Here is a 17,237-nt window from a genome sequence, read left to right as displayed (position 1 = left end):
ATACTATTTTAATTGTTGTGTGATATAATAAACAAAGATAAACGTTAAAAAGGAGATGTAAAAATGGGAAAAAAGAAAAACAGTTTTCTAAAAAAAATTGGCATTAATCATGATTCTAGTATTTGTAGTTGCATTAGGAATAGTTTCTTGCACTTTTTTGGAAAATAAAACTTTAAGTGTTCCAAAGTCTATAATACAAGGAAAAGTGGATAAGAAATTTTCAATTACAAAAAATTTCTTGTTTGCAAAGGTTACTTTGAAAAATCCTAAAGTTGATTTCAAAGGTGATAAAATGTATATTGACGCTGATTATTCAGCTTCACTTGTTGGAAGTGGAATTAGTGGAAAAATGTATTTGAGTACAAATGTCAGATATGATACAAATAAAGAAGAATTATATTTAGTGGATTTGTCGATTGATAAGATTTTAGATGAAAATGGTAAGGAAGTGGCAGATTCTTCGGAAGCAAAAATGTTGAAATCTTTATTGAGTAATTATATTGAGACTACGCCAGTGTATAAATATGGTGAAGAACATGAAGAGAAAAATAAAGATAGAATAAAAAAACATGTAAAAATTAAAAATATGTACATTAGAGATGGTAAATTATTTGTTCAAACTTAAAAAATATAAAAGTAGTGAAATTTTAGATTTATTTAGAAAAATGGTAATGGTTACAGCTATTTTATATTATTAATTTTAAGTATTATGAAAAATAAATTTTAGAAAATTTAAGATCAAAAGGAGAATATAAAATGGAAAAAATAAAACATGAGAAATACAAGATTTTAAAAAGAAATATTATTGAAGATTCTGATTTTACAAAGGAAACAATGTTTATTCTGATTTGTGCAATGATTATAGCTTCAATAGGATTAAATACAAATTCTGTTGCAGTAATTATTGGAGCAATGTTGATTTCGCCACTAATGTCGCCAATTCAGTCGCTAGGATTGGGATTATCAAATGGAAATTTAAAAAGAGTTTATGTGTCACTTTTTAGATTGGGAATTTTTATATTAATAAGTGTAGTAAGTTCCACTTTTTATTTTTTAGTAAGCCCTATAAATGATGCAACACCACAGATACTAGCAAGAACTTATCCTACTTTATGGGATGTTTTAATCGCAATTTTTGGTGGAACTGCAGGAGTAATTGGAAAAACTGAAGAAGATGGTGGAAATGTAGTTCCTGGAGTAGCTATTGCAACAGCATTAATGCCTCCTTTGTGTGTAGTAGGATTTGGGATTGCTCATGGGAATCTGAAAATTTTTCTTGGAGCAGGATATTTGTTTATAATAAATGTATTTTTTATAATGATAGCAACATTAGTTGGTTTGATAGTTTATTCTGGAAATATTTTTGAAGCAAGAAATAAAATTTCAATAAAAAAACAAATAATATTTTATATAGTAAGTTTAATCATAATTATTCCAAGTATATATACAGCAACAACTTTAGTTCAAGATACAGCGAGAGAAAATTCATTAAAAAAATTTATTTCAAGGGAATTAAAAAATCATTATGTTTTTGATAATTCTATTAATAAAAAAGATAAAACTGTTACTTTAAAAATTGTAGGAGATGCCTTTAAAAAACAGGATATTGAGAAATTAGAAAAAAAACTGGAAAAATATAAATTGAAAAACTATAAATTAAAAATACAGCAGTTATCCAATGAAAAGTATTTAACAGCACAGGACTTATCAAAATATCTGAACGAAGAAAAAATAAAAGAAAATGCTGAAGATGTTTCATTACCGATTGAAAATAAAAATCAAGAAATTTTGGAAAATGATTTAAAAACTGTTGAAAATATTTTATATAAAAATTTTTCAAATAATATTAGTGAAGTTAAAATTGGGAAATTGATAGATGCAAATAATAATGAGAACTTTGTTGTTTTAGTTGTTGGGAATGAAACAATGACAGATGAAATTTCTGAAAAAATAAAAAATCTTGAGTTTAATACTGAGAAAAAATATGAAATTATTGTAGAAAAATCAAAATCTATTTCAATGAATGAAGAAACATCAAATTAGAAAAAAATACTTGAAAAAAAATAAAAAAATTTATTATTATTATTATAGTTAAAAATTTTATTGAGAGAATATTAACTTTAAAGTTTTTGAAGAAGTATTTATAATGTAATTAACTTAAATATTTTGAGTTTTTGACTGGCTAAATTTTCTAAAAAAATTTTTTATAAAAAAATGAAATTATTGATAAAAAATAGTTGAAATAATAAAAAAAATACGGTATTATAAGAGTAGAAGGATTTTAAAAAAAATTGTATTTTAGTAAAAAAATCTGATGTTAAAGCGTTAATTTAAAATGAAAAGAGGTAAGAATGAAAAAATCATTTTTCAAATTAATATTTCTTGTGGTAATTGTAGTTGCTGGAATTATATCTTGCGATTTCTTGGCAAATAAGACATTAAGAATACCAAATTCTATGATTACAAAGGAATTAAATAAAAAATTTCCAATTGAAAAAAATTTTTTACTTGGAAAAGTTGGACTTAAAAGTCCTGCGATGAGTTTTATAGGTAATAGACTTTATTTTTCAGCTGATTATGATGTTTCACTTTTGGCAGGAAAAGCGAAAGGTTCAATATTTTTAAACAGTCAAGTAAAATTTGATCCAAAAACAAATAAATTGTATTTAGTAGATTTAGACATCACTAAAATTACTGATGAAAAAGGTAATAAAATAGATGATTCAGTCATGGCACAGTCGCTAAAAGCACTTGTTTCAAATTATTTGGAAACTAACGAAGTTTATACTTATGATGAGGACAAAAAAGTAAAGGTAAAAAATATGTACATAAAAGACGGAAAATTGTTTGTGCAAACTTAAAAAAATTAGTTTTGGAAATTTTTTATAGTATAAAAAAAGTATGAGGAGGAATCTTTGTACTTTTTTATTTCAAAAATAGTTGGGAAATGAAGAAAAATAAGGTATAATTAATAGAGAAGAATATTTAAAATTATAATAATAGTTGTATAAATTTTGTATAAAATATAATTTAATAAAATATTTAAAAAAATTTAAAAAAAGATTGCTTTATAAAAAAATTTAAGTTATAATTTTAAAGAATTAAAATTTTGCTATTTTGAACATTGGAATTTTATGTAAAATTTCATTATTTTGATAATTTTTAGAAATATTGAAAAGTTTCTGAAAGGGGTGATGAAAATGGAGATAAAAAATTATTTAGATTGTATTTAAAAAATATATTGAATCGTAAATCAAAAAAATTATCATAATTTTTTTGAAATTGGAATAATAAGTGGGTTCTTGGTAAAAAATAAAAATTATTAAAATAAAAATATTGTAAAAAAAAGAAAATTTGAAGAAGGATAGGAAAAAAAATGGAATTTAGACTTATGACATATAATATTTTTGGAGCGAGATTAACTGATGGACGAGAACTTGCACGAAGCATAAAAAAGTATAAACCTGATTTTATTGGGTTACAGGAAGTGGATAGAAATACAAAAAGAAGTAAATTTCGAGATGTTACTCAAGAAATGGCACAGGAATTGGGATACAATTATTATTATTTTCAAAAAGTGATGGATTTTGATAAAGGAGAGTATGGAATTTCCTTTATTTCAAAATATGATGTAAAAATTATATATATTCACGAATTGCCGGGAAAAAGCAAGGAAAAAAGACAAGTTTTGGCAGCCAAATTAAGTCCAGGGAAATTTAAAAGAAAAATTTTGGTTGTAAATACTCATTTGGACAATAAAATGGATAATAAACATGAGGAATTGGATGACTTGTTTTCAGTAATTAATAAATTTAGAGGAGATGTGAAGTTTTTGTGCGGAGATTTTAATCTTTTACCAACGACAGAACATTACGGAAAAATTAGAGAAACTTGGAATGATAGCTACTTTGAAGGAAAAGATTTACATGGAAACAAAAACGAAGCGATAAGGGACTTGGAAACGGCAAGAATTGATTATATAATGGCTCAGAAAGATGCTAATTACAAGGTAAAAGAAAGTTTTTACATCAATGATAATTCTCGAGATTGGACAAAATTGTCAGATCACTTGCCTTATATGGCGGTTTTTGACGTGAAATAAAAATTTGTAGATTGTTTAAAAGAAGAAGATATAAATAAAAAAGTTTGCAAAACAGAATAAAAAAACATCAGGAGAAAAAATGAAAATTAGAAATGCGACAATAAACGATTTGAAAGAATTGACAAAAATTGAGGCAAAGTGTTTTCCTTCTGAAGAAGCAGCAACAGAAGAAGATTTTAAGGCAAGATTAAAAGTTTATCCAAATTATTTCTGGATTTTAGAAGATGATTTTGGGAAAATAATCTCATTTGTGAATGGAATGGTAGCGGGTAGCAAAAATTTGATAGATGAAATGTTCGAAAATCCTAATTTACATGATAAAAATGGGGACTGGCAAATGATTTTTGGAATAAATACACTGCCTGAATATAGAAAAAATGGATATGCAGGTTTACTTTTAAAACAAGTTATAAAAGATGCAAAAAAACAGAAAAGAAAAGGAGTTGTACTTACTTGTAAAGAAAAATTGGTCAATTATTATGAAAAATTTGGATTTAGAAGTTACGGGATTTCAGAATCTTTGCATGGCGGCGCAGTTTGGTACGATATGAGAATAGATTTTTAGAAAAAATAAAAAAAGATAATTTAATTTTTTTTTAAATTTTTCTATTGACTTATTATGTTTTTGAGGGTAAAATATTATTGACATAGATGAAAGGGAGTGATTTTATGAAAATCATTATTAGCGGAAAACAACTTAAAGTTACAGATGCAATCAGAAAATATGCGGAGGAAAAAATTAATAAAATTTCTAAATATTCAGACGCTATAACAGAAGTCGATGTTGTTCTGACTGTAGAAGATACGAAATCTGAAGGACCAGTTCACAAAGCTGACGGTTTAGTTTATGCAAGTGGTACAAAAATAAAAATTGAAGCTGAAGACAAAGACTTGTATGCAGCAATTGATGAATTATCTGACAGATTGGAAAGACAAGTTAGAAAATATAAAGAAAGACAAAAAGACTACAACAAAAAAGGAACTCGTTAATTCAAATAAAACTTTGAAATAAAAAAAATTTATATATAAAAAAGACTGTTTCATATTAGAGACAGTTCTTTTTTATTTTTTGTAAAAAAATAATTACTTTAATTTTTTTAATGCGGAATCAAATTGTTCTTTTGTGATACTAAAGGAATTTAGTGCGTTTAAAAGTTGTTTTGAATTATAGTAGCCTATCTTTAAATAGTCTCCCAGTTCTATTCGACGTTCTTTAGCGTTTTTTCCCGAGCAAAGCTCATTTTCTATCAAATCTTGCATTGTAAATGTGTAACCGTTATTTTCATTTTTTTCCGTAATTAAATTTTTCAGTGCATCTAAAATAGCTTTGTCGTTTGCATTTTCCACGCCGACATTTTTATTTTTAGTTGCATCTTTTCTTGAGATAAAAGCATGTTTTATATTCGGAATATATTTTCTTAACGTATCTCGAATTTTTTTTCCCGCATAATCTGGGTCGGTAAATAAAATCAGTTCATTTTCTTTAGACAAATTTACAATTTTATTTATTGTTTTTTTTGAGAGAGCGGAAAATCCATTTAATGCTATAATGTGTGCGTCAACAACCCTTTTTATCGCTGTAATGTCATCTCTTCCTTCAACAATTATAATTTCTTTTATTTTGATCTTTTCCATTCTTTTATTTTTTTTTCCTTGCTTCTTTTTTTCTTTTTTTTTAAACTTCAAACTTTAAATTCAAAATTTTAATTATTTAATATTGTAATCTTTTAAAACAGTCAAAAGTAAATCCCAAGTTTTTCCGACTGAACTTATTTCCATTCTTTCTTCAGGTGTGTGAGCACCATAAATATTTGGTCCAATGGAAGTGATGTCCACATCCATATTTGCATCAAAAATTCCGCATTCAAGTCCAGCGTGAATCGCTTTTATTTCTGGCTCAGAATTATTAATTTTTTTAAATGAATTTATCATAAGTTCTCGTATTTTTGAATCTTTTCGGTATTCCCAAGATGGATATGGAGCGCTAACTTTCATTTTTACATCGTATTTTTTACAAAGTTCTTTAATTTCTTCGATTAATTTTTCAAGTGAATGATTTACAGAACTTCTCGGTAGCGACTGAATTTTTATTCTTAATTGGTTTGAAATTTCTTCAGACTTTATAACGCCTAAATTAATTGATGTTTCCACAAGATTTTCGACATCTTTGCTCATCGAAATTACGCCATTTGGAAATTCGTGGAAAAATGAAAGAACTCTGTTTGTGTCAGCGGTTGATATTTTTTTGAAATTTTTAACGTTGCCTATTTTTTTTATTTCTAAAACTGGGTTTTTGTCAATTACACCAAAATCAGTTAAAATATTTTTAAAAGCTAAATTTGCCAATTCTTCAAGTCTATGTCCCGGCTCATCTAATTTTACGCTAATATGGCATATCGCTTCACGAGGAATTGCATTGGTTTTTTCACCGCCATCAAAGTTAATTAATTCCATAAAATATCTTTTGTTTAAATGATACAGCACCTCATTTAATATCTTGTTTGAATTCCCAAGCCCCAAATGAATTTCAGCCCCAGAATGCCCTCCATCTAAGCCTTTTACTTCGATTGAGAAAACTGTATCATCATTTTCACAGTCCTTTTTGATAAGGTTAAACTCATTTTCAATTCTAGCTCCACCTGCGCTGCTTACATACACTTGACCGTATTCTTCAGTATCTAGATTAATTAAAGTTTTTCCTGAAAAAAGGCTAAAATCCAAGTTATTTACTCCTGTCATTCCTTCTTCTTCATCAGTTGTTAAAATAACTTCGAGTGCTGGATGAGCTATATCATCACTATCCAAAATTGCAAGAGCTATCGCAACAGCAATTCCGTTATCAGCGCCTAATGTGGTTCCATTCGCTGTTAAAAATCCATCTTTTACAGCAAGTTCAATTCCACAATTTTCAAAGTCAAAGTCAGTATTTTTGTTCTTCTCCCAGACCATATCCATATGCCCTTGTAAAATAAGGGGAGAAAAGTTTTCGTAGCCTTTTGTGGCTTCTTTTTTTATTAAAACATTTAATGCTTTATCTTGTATAACTTCAAGATTTCTTTCTTTTGCGAAATTTACAAGAAAATCACTGATTTTTTTTTCTCTTTTTGAACCTCTTGGTATTTTTGAAATTTCACTGAAATAGTGAAAAACTTTTTGAGGATATAAATTTTCTAATTCCATTTTAAATTCCTGCCTTTTTTATAATTTTGGCTATAAAATACTATCCAATAATTCTTCTAATTCATTCATTTCTCTTTGAGTCAAATCATAGCCACTTTTTAGTTTTTCTAAAAGTCTGTTGTCAGATCCAACCGAACTTTTTTCCAAAATTTTTATAATCAGTCTTTTATAAAATTCCATTTTTTCTCCTTAAAGCGATATTGCGGTTTCAAGTGCAACTTTTATCATGTCGTTAAATGTTGTCTGTCTTTCCTCAGCACTGGTAACTTCGTGAGTTATAAACGAATCACTTATTGTGAGTATTGTTAGTGCGTTTGCTCCCAATTTTGCAGCGGTTGTGTAAAGTTGTGCAGTTTCCATTTCTACACACAACACTCCAAATTTTGCCCATTTTTTCCAAGCGTTAGGGTCATCTCCATAAAAAGTGTCACTTGTAAATACATTTCCAGCTTTTACATTGAGCCCTTTTTGTTTTGCAATTTCATACGCTTTAAAAAGCATTTCGGCATTTGCAGTTGGTGCGTAATCTGCTCCGTTAAATCTAAGTCTATTGATAGCTGAATCAGTTGAAGCCGACATGGCAAGTACAACATCTCTCACTTTTACATCTTTTTGATAAGACCCCGCTGTTCCAACTCTGATTAAGTTTTTCACTCCAAATTCAGAAATAAGTTCATGCGAGTAAATTCCAATTGAAGGAACTCCCATTCCAGTCCCTTGAACCGAGATTTTTTTCCCTTTATAAGTTCCAGTAAATCCCAACATTCCACGAACATTGTTATATTGAACAGCATCTTCTAAAAAAGTTTCTGCAATATATTTTGCCCTAAGTGGATCTCCTGGTAGTAATATAGTTTGTGCAATATCTCCTTTATTTGCCCCAATATGTGGTGTAGCCATTTTTACCTCCTAAATTTTTTATATCTATTAAAGTAGTATGTCTCTGTATTTTACAATATTTGGATTTAAAAATCAAATTATTTATTTTATTCTAGTATTTTTTTAATTTCTTGATTTTTTTCACTATAAAAATAATCGTTTCCCTGTGACAAGTCAATTTATGCTTTTTTTCTTTGAATTAATTTTTTTTGATGCTATAGTAAAAAAATGGAAGTGTTTCCCAATTTATCACAGATGCTTTCAAAGCCAGATTTTAAATTATCGTCCAATTTAAAAGCATAAGTTGATTTTCCTATTTTTTATCACTTTTATATAATAATATATAATAATTAAACTATAAAAGTTATGAAAATCAAATTTTTTTAAATAAGTTATTTGGCAAAATAAACTTTTAATTAAAAAAATAAAAAAATATTCAGATTCTCTAAAGTTTTTTTTCTTGAAAAATATCAAAATTTTTGTTATACTTTTTATATATAAGTTTTTTTGCAAAAAAAGAAATCCATAATAAATTTTATCCAAAAATTTTTATCTTTAGTAAAATACTTAAAATTAGTTTTATTTGGAGGAAAAGATGAAAAATAATTTTTTTATCAAAAGGGCAACAACTAAGATAAATTTTATTGTCAGACAAATTATTACATTGTCTACTTTGTTATGGAGAAAATATATACTAAAATCTGAGCATTTTTGTTTGCTTGGATTTTTTTTGTAAAAAAATTTTAAAAATTGTATTTAAACAAAAGGAGAGAAAAAAATGAATTACAGAATCTTTGTTGAAAAAAAAGAAGATTTTAGAGTGGAAGCACAAAATTTATTTAGTGATTTAAAAGAAAATATCGGACTTGCTGGACTTTTGGATGTGAGAGTTTTAAACATTTATGATATTTTTAATTTAGGTAAAAATGATTTGCAAAAATTAGAAAAAACTGTATTTTCAGAAATAAATGTTGACAATGTTTACAAATCATTGGAAGAGAGTTTAGGGGCGCATAAAAATAAAAATTCAAAAGAAGTGTACTTTTCTGTTGAATTTTTGCCAGCAATACGATCAAAGGGCAGATTCTGCAATTCAATGTATAAATTTACTGATTGACCAAGATAATAACATCAATGTAAAAAGTGGAAAATTAATAGTTTTATATGGCAACATTTCTTCAGAAGAGTTAAATAAAATAAAAAAACATTGTATAAATAATGTAGAAGCCAGAGAAAAAAATTTAGATATCTTGTCTGAAAATGTTGAATTACCAAATAAAGATAAAGTCATTGTTTATGATGGATTTATCAAAAAAAACAAAGAAGAAATTGTTAAAATGAGAAATGATTTAGAATTAGCAATGACTGCAAAAGACTTACTGTTTATTCAAGAATATTTTAAAAATGAAGAAAAGAGAAATCCGACAGAAACTGAAATAAGAGTGCTTGACACTTACTGGTCAGACCACTGTAGACATACAACTTTTGAGACAATTATTGATGATATAAAAGTTGAGAATGAAGTTTACAGAGATTTGTTTAATAAAGCAATAAATGAATATGTTGAAAGTAGAAAATATGTTTATGAGGAAAGAGAAGCTAAAAGACCGATGACTTTAATGGATTTGGCGACTGTTTTTGGGAAAGAGCAGAGAAAAAATGGGTCACTTCCAGATTTAGAAGTTTCTGATGAAATTAATGCTTGTTCAATTTACATTGATGTTCCTGTGGAAAGAATTAATGAAGATGGAAAAGCAGAAGTAACTGAAGAAAAATGGATTTTACAATTTAAAAATGAAACTCATAACCATCCTACAGAAATTGAACCATTTGGAGGAGCTGCAACTTGTATTGGGGGAGCAATTAGAGACCCGTTATCAGGAAGAACTTTCATTTATCAAGCGGTTAGAATAAGTGGAGCTGGGGATCCAACTGAAAGAATTGAAGATACGATAAAAGGTAAATTACCTCAAAAAGTTATTACAAAAACTGCTGCACATGGATTTTCATCTTATGGAAACCAAATTGGACTTGCGACAACTCATGTAAATGAAATTTATGATGAAGGTTATAAAGCGAAAAGAATGGAATTAGGACTTGTTGTAGGAGCTGCACCAGCTGAAAATATTATTCGTGAAAAACCTGAGGCGGGAGATATCGTAGTGCTTTTAGGTGGAAGAACAGGAAGAGATGGAATTGGTGGAGCTACTGGTTCATCTAAAGAACATACTACAGAATCATCAGAAAAATCAAGTGCTGAAGTTCAAAAAGGAAATGCAGTTACTGAAAGAAAAATTCAAAGATTATTTAGAAATAAAAATGTTACGACATTGATTAAAAAATGTAATGATTTTGGAGCTGGAGGAGTTTCAGTTGCGATTGGAGAATTGGCTGATGGACTGGTAATTGACTTGAATGAAATTAGAGTTAAATATATTGGACTTACTGGAACTGAATTGGCGATTTCTGAATCACAGGAAAGAATGGCTGTTGTAATTAGAAAAGAAGATTTAGATAAATTCGTTGAATATGCGACTGAAGAAAACTTGGAGGCTTACAAAGTTGCTAAAATCAATGATTCTAACAGATTGGTTATGACTTACAATGGAGAAACAATTGTTGACATTTCAAGAGATTTTTTGAATACAAATGGAGCGTCTTCAAATATCAATATTGAAATTGAAAATTCTGATAAATTGGTGTTGGATAGAAAAATTGCTGGAAATACATTTAAAGAAAAATTTGTTAATAACTTGAAGGACTTGAATGTAGCTGCTCAAAGAGGATTAGTTGAAACTTTTGATTCGACAATTGGAGCAAGTACAGTATTAATGCCGTTTGGTGGTAAATATCAATTGACACCAGCTGAAGTTTCCGTGCAAAAAGTATCGGTAATGAACGCTGAAACAGATGTTGCATCAATGGTTGGATATGGATACAATCCTTACATTGCAAAACAAGTTCCATTCCACGGAGGAGCTTATGCGGTAATTGAATCTTTAGCTAAAGTTGTGGCAGCTGGAGGAAATTACAAAAATGTAAGATTTACATTCCAAGAATATTTTGAAAGATTAGGAAATGAGGCTAAAAAATGGGGAAGACCATTATCAGCGTTATTAGGAGCGTTACACATTCAAAAATCTTTTGGATTGCCTTCAATTGGTGGAAAGGACTCAATGAGTGGAACATTTAATGATATTTCAGTTCCGCCAACATTAGTTTCGTTTGCTGTAAGTGTTGTAAATGCTGAAGATGTTGTTTCGAGTGAATTTAAAAAAGCAGGAGATAATATTTACTTGATTACGACTAAATTAGATGAAAATGACTTGCCAGACTTGAAAGAATTGAAAGAAAACTTTGATTTCATCGAAAAAAATATTAAAGATAAGAAAATTGTTGTGTCAGTAGCTGTTAAAAATGGTGGAATTGCTGAAAGCATAGCAAAAATGACATTTGGTAACAAGTTAGGTGTAAATGTAAACTTTGCAGAAAATGCAGAAAATGAATGGTTTAAAGTTAATTATGGAGCATTTATAATTGAAACTCCTGAAAAGATTGATTATAAAAATGCTACATTGTTAGGAAAAGTTACTGAAGAAGCGAAAATTGTTATAAATAATGACACAGTGATGGATTTGGATGAATTGATTGCTGAATGGGAAAAACCGCTTGAAAAAGTGTTCCCAACTAAAAAAGAAATTAAAAATAAAAAAGTTTCTTGCGGATTGATTTATGAAAAATTGAAGAGAATTGAGCATGAAAATGTGATAAGCAATATCGCAAATAATTATGCAAAACCAAGAATATTTATACCAGTATTTCCTGGAACAAACTCAGAATATGACTTGGAGAGAGCTTTTAACCGAGAAGGAGGACTATCAAAAATTGGAGTGTTCAATAACTTGACACATAAAAATATTTTGAATTCAATAGATACTTTTGTTAAAGAGATAAATAATTCTCAAATATTGATGTTGCCTGGTGGATTTAGTGCGGGAGATGAACCAGATGGATCGGCGAAATTTATGGTAGCTGTGTTAAAGAATAAAAAAGTTAAAGAAGCGGTGGAAAATTTACTGAAGAGAGACGGGTTGATTTTAGGAATTTGTAATGGATTCCAAGCGTTGATTAAATCAGGATTGCTGCCATATGGAGAAATCAGAGAATTAAATGAAGATTCGCCAACATTAACATTTAATACAATAGGAAAACATATGTCTAAAATCGTTCAAACTCAACTTATGACAAATAATTCGCCTTGGTTATCAGATATGGAAGTAGGAGATATTCATTCTGTGGCGATTTCTCACGGGGAAGGAAGACTCGTTATAACTGAGAATGAGTACATTAAATTGTTTGAAAATAACCAGATTGCAACAAAATATGTGGATTTGAATGGAAAAGTTACAATGGATTCGCAATTTAATCCGAATGGTTCTTATTACGCAATTGAAGGAATGTTAGCTTATAATGGTAGAATCTTTGGTAAAATGGGACATTCTGAAAGAAAAGGAAAGAATGTTTACAAAAATATTTATGGAAATAAAGAGCAGAATATTTTTAGAAATGGAATAAAATTTTTTAAATAGAGAAAAGGAGAAAATAAAAAATGAAAGTAGCAATATTTTTTGGAAGTCAGTCAGATACTGACAAAATGAGAGGTGCAGCAAATTGCTTGAGAGAATTTGGGATTGAGTTTGAGGCTTATGTATTGTCGGCTCATAGAGTTCCTGAAAAATTGGAAGAAGTTTTGGCTGATGTTGAAAAAAGAGGTGCAGAAGTGATTATTGCTGGAGCTGGACTTGCGGCACATTTACCTGGAGTTATTGCTTCAAAAACAATACTGCCTGTAGTTGGAGTGCCTTTAAATGGTGCACTTGAAGGATTGGATGCACTTTATTCGATTGTTCAAATGCCAAAATCTATTCCAGTGGCAACTGTTGGAATTAATAATTCATACAATTCAGGAATGCTAGCTGTGCAAATTCTTGCGGTAAAATATCCTGAAATTAGAGAAAAATTGATTAATTTTAGAAAAGAGATGAAAGCTAAATTTATTGCTGACAATGAGAAAAAAGTTGAGTTATAATTTGTAATAGACTTATTCAAAAATTATATGTATTTATAATTTAATAAAACAAATATTTTGAAGCAAGGGGTATTGATATTGACCCCTTGTGGAAATAAAAGAAATTCAAGTTATTGAACAATATAATATTTATTTGATATGATTTAAAAATAAAAAAATGGAGGAAATAAAAATGGAAAAAAGAGAAAAAATTTACGAAGGAAAAGCAAAATCAATTTTTGCAACAGACAAAGCGGATGAAATAATTATGTATTTTAAAGATGATGCAACTGCATTTAATGGAGTTAAAAAAGATCAACTGGAAGATAAAGGGATTTTGAATAATAAAATTTCTACATTACTTTATGAATATTTGATTAAACATGGTGTAAAAACTCACTGGATTAAAACTTTGAATGAAAGGGAACAACTTTGTAAAAAAGTGGAAATTGTGCCTTTGGAAGTAATTATTAGAAATAGAGCAACTGGAAGTTTTGTAAAAAGATATGCGGCTGAAGAAGGAAAAATCTTTAAAAGACCTACTTTTGAATTATCTTACAAAAATGATGATTTGGGAGATCCGTTGCTAAATGATGATCATGCTTTGGCATTGGAATTGGTTACTGAAGAAGAACTAGCTAAGATTAAAGAACAAACTTTTTTGATTAATGATTTGTTGTCTAAATTATTTGATAAAATGAACTTGATTTTAGTGGATTATAAAATTGAGTTTGGAAGAGATAAAGATGGAAATATTTTACTTGCAGATGAAATTAGTCCAGATTCAATGAGACTTTGGGATAAAGATACACTTAAAAAATTGGATAAAGATAGATTTAGACAAGATTTGGGAGATGTAATGGGTGCATATCGTGAAGTTTTAAGACGTTTAGAAAAAACATTGGCAGAATAAATTTTTAAAATCAATTTATGGTTCATATCTAAATAAAAAATTTTTTATAAGTTTTAAATCGGCAAGGGGTATTAACTCCTTGTCGTAAAATAAATTAAAAAGTAATTTTTATGGTAAAAATATTGATAAAATTATAAGCTAGAATAGTTTATGATAAAAAATGGAGGAAACTAACAAAATGATTAAGAGTTTGAATGAGGAATGCGGAGTATTTGGAGTTTTTGGACATCCTAATGCAGCAAGGCTTACTTATTATGGACTTCACAGTTTACAGCACAGAGGACAGGAAGCGGCGGGAATTGTGGTAAGTGATGGAGTTCGTGTAAATGGTCATCGTGGACCTGGACTTGTGTCAGAAGTGTTTAATGATGACAGGATATTTAATAGATTGGAAGGGAACAGCGCTATTGGACATGTTAGATATGCGACTTCTGGAAGCAGCAGCGGTCGTAATATTCAGCCATTCCTATTTCAATTTTTTGATGGAAGCATCGCTTTGGCACACAATGGAAATTTGATTAATGCGAAAACGTTAAAAAGAGAATTGGAAGAGCATGGTGCGATTTTTCATTCTACATCAGATACAGAAGTGTTGGTTCATTTGATTAGAAGAAGTAAAGAAAAAGATTTTTTGAGCCAATTGAAAGATGCGTTAAGACAAGTAAAAGGTGGATTTTCTTTCTTAGTTCAAACTCAAAAAGAATTATACGGCGCAGTTGACCCTTTTGAATTTCGTCCTTTAATTTTAGGGAAAACAAAAAATGGAGCGTATATTTTGGCAAGTGAAACTTGTGCGTTGGAAATTGTCGGAGCAGAATTTGTTAGAAATATTAGATCTGGAGAAGTTGTAATCATTGATAAAAATGGATACAGAATTGAAAAATATACCGACAATACTTCGACTGCGATTGCGGCGATGGAATATGTGTATTTTGCAAGACCTGATTCAGATATTTCAGGAGTAAATGTACATTCAGCTCGTAAAAGATGTGGAAGAAGATTAGCACAAGAAGCACCTGTTGAAAATGCAGATATTATAATCGGAGTTCCAAATTCGTCATTGTCGGCAGCGAGCGGTTATGCAGAAGAAAGCGGAAAACCTTATGAAATGGGATTAATCAAAAACCAGTATGTAGCAAGAACATTTATTCAGCCAACTCAGGAACTTAGAGAACAAGGTGTCAGAATGAAACTTTCTGCTGTAAAAGGCGTTGTAAAAGATAAAGTTGTCGTTATGATTGATGATTCAATAGTTCGTGGAACGACTTCAAGCCGTATCGTTCAGTTATTGAAGGAAGCTGGAGCAAAAGAAGTTCATGTAAGAATTGCCTCGCCAGAATTTAAGTTTCCTATTTTTTATGGAATTGATGTGTCAAATTCATCAGAATTGATTTCGGCAAATAAAACTGTTGAAGAAGTGAGAGATTACATTGGTGCAGATTCATTAGCTTTTTTAAGTATTGACGGATTAATTGATTCGATTGGACTTAATTTTGATGCACCATATACAGGACTTTGCATGGAATGCTTTAATGGAGATTATCCAGCTGGATTAGGAGATTATGAGGAAGAATTTTACGCTTTGTTGACACCGATTCAAAAAGAGGCTTTGAAAGAATTGAAAAAATAAAGAATTGAAAAATAAGGTGAAAAAATGTATATAGTGAGTTTAAATTATGTAAAAGCAGTAGGTGAAGTTGAAAAATATTTAGAAGAACATATAAAATTTTTGGAAAAATATTATGGAATGGGAAAGTTTATTTGTTCAGGAAGAAAAAATCCTAGAACAGGCGGTGTAATTTTGCTAAATGCAGAAAATTTAGAAGAAGTTAAGAAAATAATTTCAGAAGATCCGTTTAATATAAATGGAATTGCAGAATATGAAATTACAGAATTTTTCCCTACAAAATATGCAGAAGATTTTGCAAATTTTGTAAAATAAAAATAGAGATTTAATTTAAAACAGGAGGATAAAGAATGTCAATTTCTTATAAAGATTCAGGAGTAGATAAAGAAGAAGGATACAGAAGTGTTGCAAAAATAAAAGAAAGAGTAAAAGCAACTTACAACAAAAATGTTATGAACGAATTGGGAAGTTTTGGAGCTTTATACAAATTAGGAGAATACAAAAAACCAATTTTAGTATCTGGAACTGACGGAGTTGGAACAAAATTAAAAGTTGCATTTGAAACAAATAAATATGATACAGTTGGAATTGACTGTGTTGCGATGTGTGTTAATGATATTTTGTGTCACGGAGCACAACCATTATTTTTCTTAGATTACCTAGCTTGTGGAAAATTGGACTCAAATGTTTCTTCTGAAATAATTAAAGGTGTTGTAGAAGGTTGTCTTCAAGGAGATTCAGCTTTAGTAGGTGGAGAAACTGCTGAAATGCCAGGATTTTATGCAGACGGAGAATATGACATTGCAGGATTTGCAGTTGGTGTAGTTGAAGAAGAAAAAATGGTCAATGGAAGTAAAGTTCAAGAAGGAGATGTAATTGTTGCAATTCCTTCAAGTGGAGCTCACAGTAACGGTTTCTCATTATTAAGAAAATTATTCACTGATTTTAGCGAAGAATTCAATGGAAAAACAATTGGAGAATATTTATTGACACCAACAAAAATTTATGTAAAACCAATTCAAAAAGTTATGGAAAAAGTGAAAGTGAATGGAATGGCTCACATAACTGGTGGAGGACTTATCGAAAATGTTCCAAGAACTATACCAGATGGACTTTGTGCAAACATTGAAAAAGCAAAAGTAAAAGTTCATCCATTGTTTAAACACGAAACATTCTCAAGAGTTCCAGAAGAAGAAATGTGGGGAACATTCAACATGGGAGTTGGATTTGTTGTTATTGTAAATAAAAATGATGTGAAGACAGTTATCGATATTTTGACTGAAAATGGAGAAGAAGCCTATGAATTAGGAACTATTGTTAAAGGTGACAAAAAAATTAATTTGTATTAAAAAATATTGATAAAAATTATTGATGAATAAGGCAGGGACTTAATTTTAGTTACCGTTCCTGCTTTTAATTCTAGTAAATTTTTATAAATTTTACTTAAAATCTATAATTTTTGAAATTT

The 17,237-nt window shown here is 29.0% G+C and carries 15 protein-coding genes and 1 pseudogene; 12 read left to right on the top strand and 4 right to left on the bottom strand.

Translation table 11 applies throughout. From position 1 onward, the window contains the following. Nucleotides 1–109: 109 nt before the first annotated feature. From AB8B22_RS06640 to hpf, 6 genes are all read left to right on the top strand, one after another. Nucleotides 110–625 (top strand): DUF1439 domain-containing protein, encoded by a 516-nt coding sequence (locus AB8B22_RS06640; protein ID WP_369710523.1) that lies wholly within the window; start codon nucleotides 110–112, stop codon nucleotides 623–625. A gap of 131 nt (nucleotides 626–756) precedes the next feature. Continuing rightward, nucleotides 757–2,043 (top strand): TIGR00341 family protein, encoded by a 1,287-nt coding sequence (locus AB8B22_RS06635; RefSeq protein ID WP_369710522.1) that lies wholly within the window; start codon nucleotides 757–759, stop codon nucleotides 2,041–2,043. A 308-nt stretch (nucleotides 2,044–2,351) separates the two neighbouring features. Further along, complete coding sequence (locus tag AB8B22_RS06630) at nucleotides 2,352–2,861, top strand: DUF1439 domain-containing protein (protein ID WP_094080214.1); 510 nt, start codon at nucleotides 2,352–2,354, stop codon at nucleotides 2,859–2,861. Between the two features lie 515 nt (nucleotides 2,862–3,376). Continuing rightward, on the top strand, nucleotides 3,377–4,102 hold the full coding sequence (locus AB8B22_RS06625) for an endonuclease/exonuclease/phosphatase family protein (RefSeq protein ID WP_369710521.1): 726 nt from the start codon (nucleotides 3,377–3,379) through the stop codon (nucleotides 4,100–4,102). A 79-nt stretch (nucleotides 4,103–4,181) separates the two neighbouring features. Continuing rightward, nucleotides 4,182–4,667 carry a GNAT family N-acetyltransferase gene (locus AB8B22_RS06620; RefSeq protein ID WP_369710520.1) on the top strand — a complete coding sequence of 162 codons (486 nt, stop codon included), beginning with the start codon at nucleotides 4,182–4,184 and terminating at the stop codon, nucleotides 4,665–4,667. Nucleotides 4,668–4,771: 104 nt separating this feature from the next. Next, nucleotides 4,772–5,092 carry a ribosome hibernation-promoting factor, HPF/YfiA family gene (gene hpf, locus AB8B22_RS06615; RefSeq protein WP_094080217.1) on the top strand — a complete coding sequence of 107 codons (321 nt, stop codon included), beginning with the start codon at nucleotides 4,772–4,774 and terminating at the stop codon, nucleotides 5,090–5,092. Between the two features lie 93 nt (nucleotides 5,093–5,185). Here hpf and rnmV read toward each other — a convergent pair whose 3' ends face one another. The 4 genes from rnmV to deoD form a co-directional block, all read right to left on the bottom strand. Continuing rightward, nucleotides 5,186–5,737 (bottom strand): ribonuclease M5, encoded by a 552-nt coding sequence (gene rnmV, locus AB8B22_RS06610; RefSeq protein WP_369710519.1) that lies wholly within the window; start codon nucleotides 5,735–5,737, stop codon nucleotides 5,186–5,188. A 72-nt stretch (nucleotides 5,738–5,809) separates the two neighbouring features. Continuing rightward, the gene (locus AB8B22_RS06605) at nucleotides 5,810–7,282 is read right to left on the bottom strand and encodes an aminoacyl-histidine dipeptidase (protein ID WP_369710518.1); all 1,473 of its coding nucleotides are present in this window, start codon (nucleotides 7,280–7,282) and stop codon (nucleotides 5,810–5,812) included. A gap of 30 nt (nucleotides 7,283–7,312) precedes the next feature. Next, entirely contained in the window at nucleotides 7,313–7,462 is a 150-nt protein-coding gene (locus AB8B22_RS06600; protein WP_172826466.1) for a hypothetical protein, read from the bottom strand. A gap of 9 nt (nucleotides 7,463–7,471) precedes the next feature. Further along, nucleotides 7,472–8,182, bottom strand: coding sequence for a purine-nucleoside phosphorylase (gene deoD, locus AB8B22_RS06595; protein ID WP_369710517.1), 711 nt, complete (start codon nucleotides 8,180–8,182; stop codon nucleotides 7,472–7,474). 757 nt (nucleotides 8,183–8,939) lie between these two features. Here deoD and AB8B22_RS06590 point away from each other — a divergent pair. The 6 genes and pseudogenes from AB8B22_RS06590 (at nucleotide 8,940) to purM (ending at nucleotide 17,118) form a co-directional block, all read left to right on the top strand. Beyond that, nucleotides 8,940–12,750: pseudogene (locus tag AB8B22_RS06590) on the top strand (phosphoribosylformylglycinamidine synthase). 20 nt (nucleotides 12,751–12,770) lie between these two features. Continuing rightward, on the top strand, nucleotides 12,771–13,250 hold the full coding sequence (gene purE, locus AB8B22_RS06585; RefSeq protein ID WP_018497852.1) for a 5-(carboxyamino)imidazole ribonucleotide mutase: 480 nt from the start codon (nucleotides 12,771–12,773) through the stop codon (nucleotides 13,248–13,250). 172 nt (nucleotides 13,251–13,422) lie between these two features. Next, entirely contained in the window at nucleotides 13,423–14,142 is a 720-nt protein-coding gene (gene purC / locus AB8B22_RS06580) for a phosphoribosylaminoimidazolesuccinocarboxamide synthase (RefSeq protein ID WP_369710516.1), read from the top strand. A 178-nt stretch (nucleotides 14,143–14,320) separates the two neighbouring features. Next, on the top strand, nucleotides 14,321–15,772 hold the full coding sequence (gene purF, locus AB8B22_RS06575) for an amidophosphoribosyltransferase (RefSeq protein ID WP_369710515.1): 1,452 nt from the start codon (nucleotides 14,321–14,323) through the stop codon (nucleotides 15,770–15,772). 24 nt (nucleotides 15,773–15,796) lie between these two features. Then, entirely contained in the window at nucleotides 15,797–16,084 is a 288-nt protein-coding gene (locus AB8B22_RS06570; protein ID WP_060918356.1) for a YciI family protein, read from the top strand. 35 nt (nucleotides 16,085–16,119) lie between these two features. Next, a complete protein-coding gene (purM, locus tag AB8B22_RS06565) occupies nucleotides 16,120–17,118 on the top strand; it encodes a phosphoribosylformylglycinamidine cyclo-ligase (RefSeq protein ID WP_369710514.1) in 999 nt (332 codons plus the stop codon). Nucleotides 17,119–17,237 lie beyond the last annotated feature (119 nt).

The sequence above is a fragment of the Leptotrichia rugosa genome (genome assembly GCF_041200005.1).
Lineage (GTDB): Bacteria > Fusobacteriota > Fusobacteriia > Fusobacteriales > Leptotrichiaceae > Leptotrichia > Leptotrichia rugosa.
Note: the sequence above shows the minus strand (reverse complement) of the source record. Positions and strands in the feature narration are given on the sequence as shown.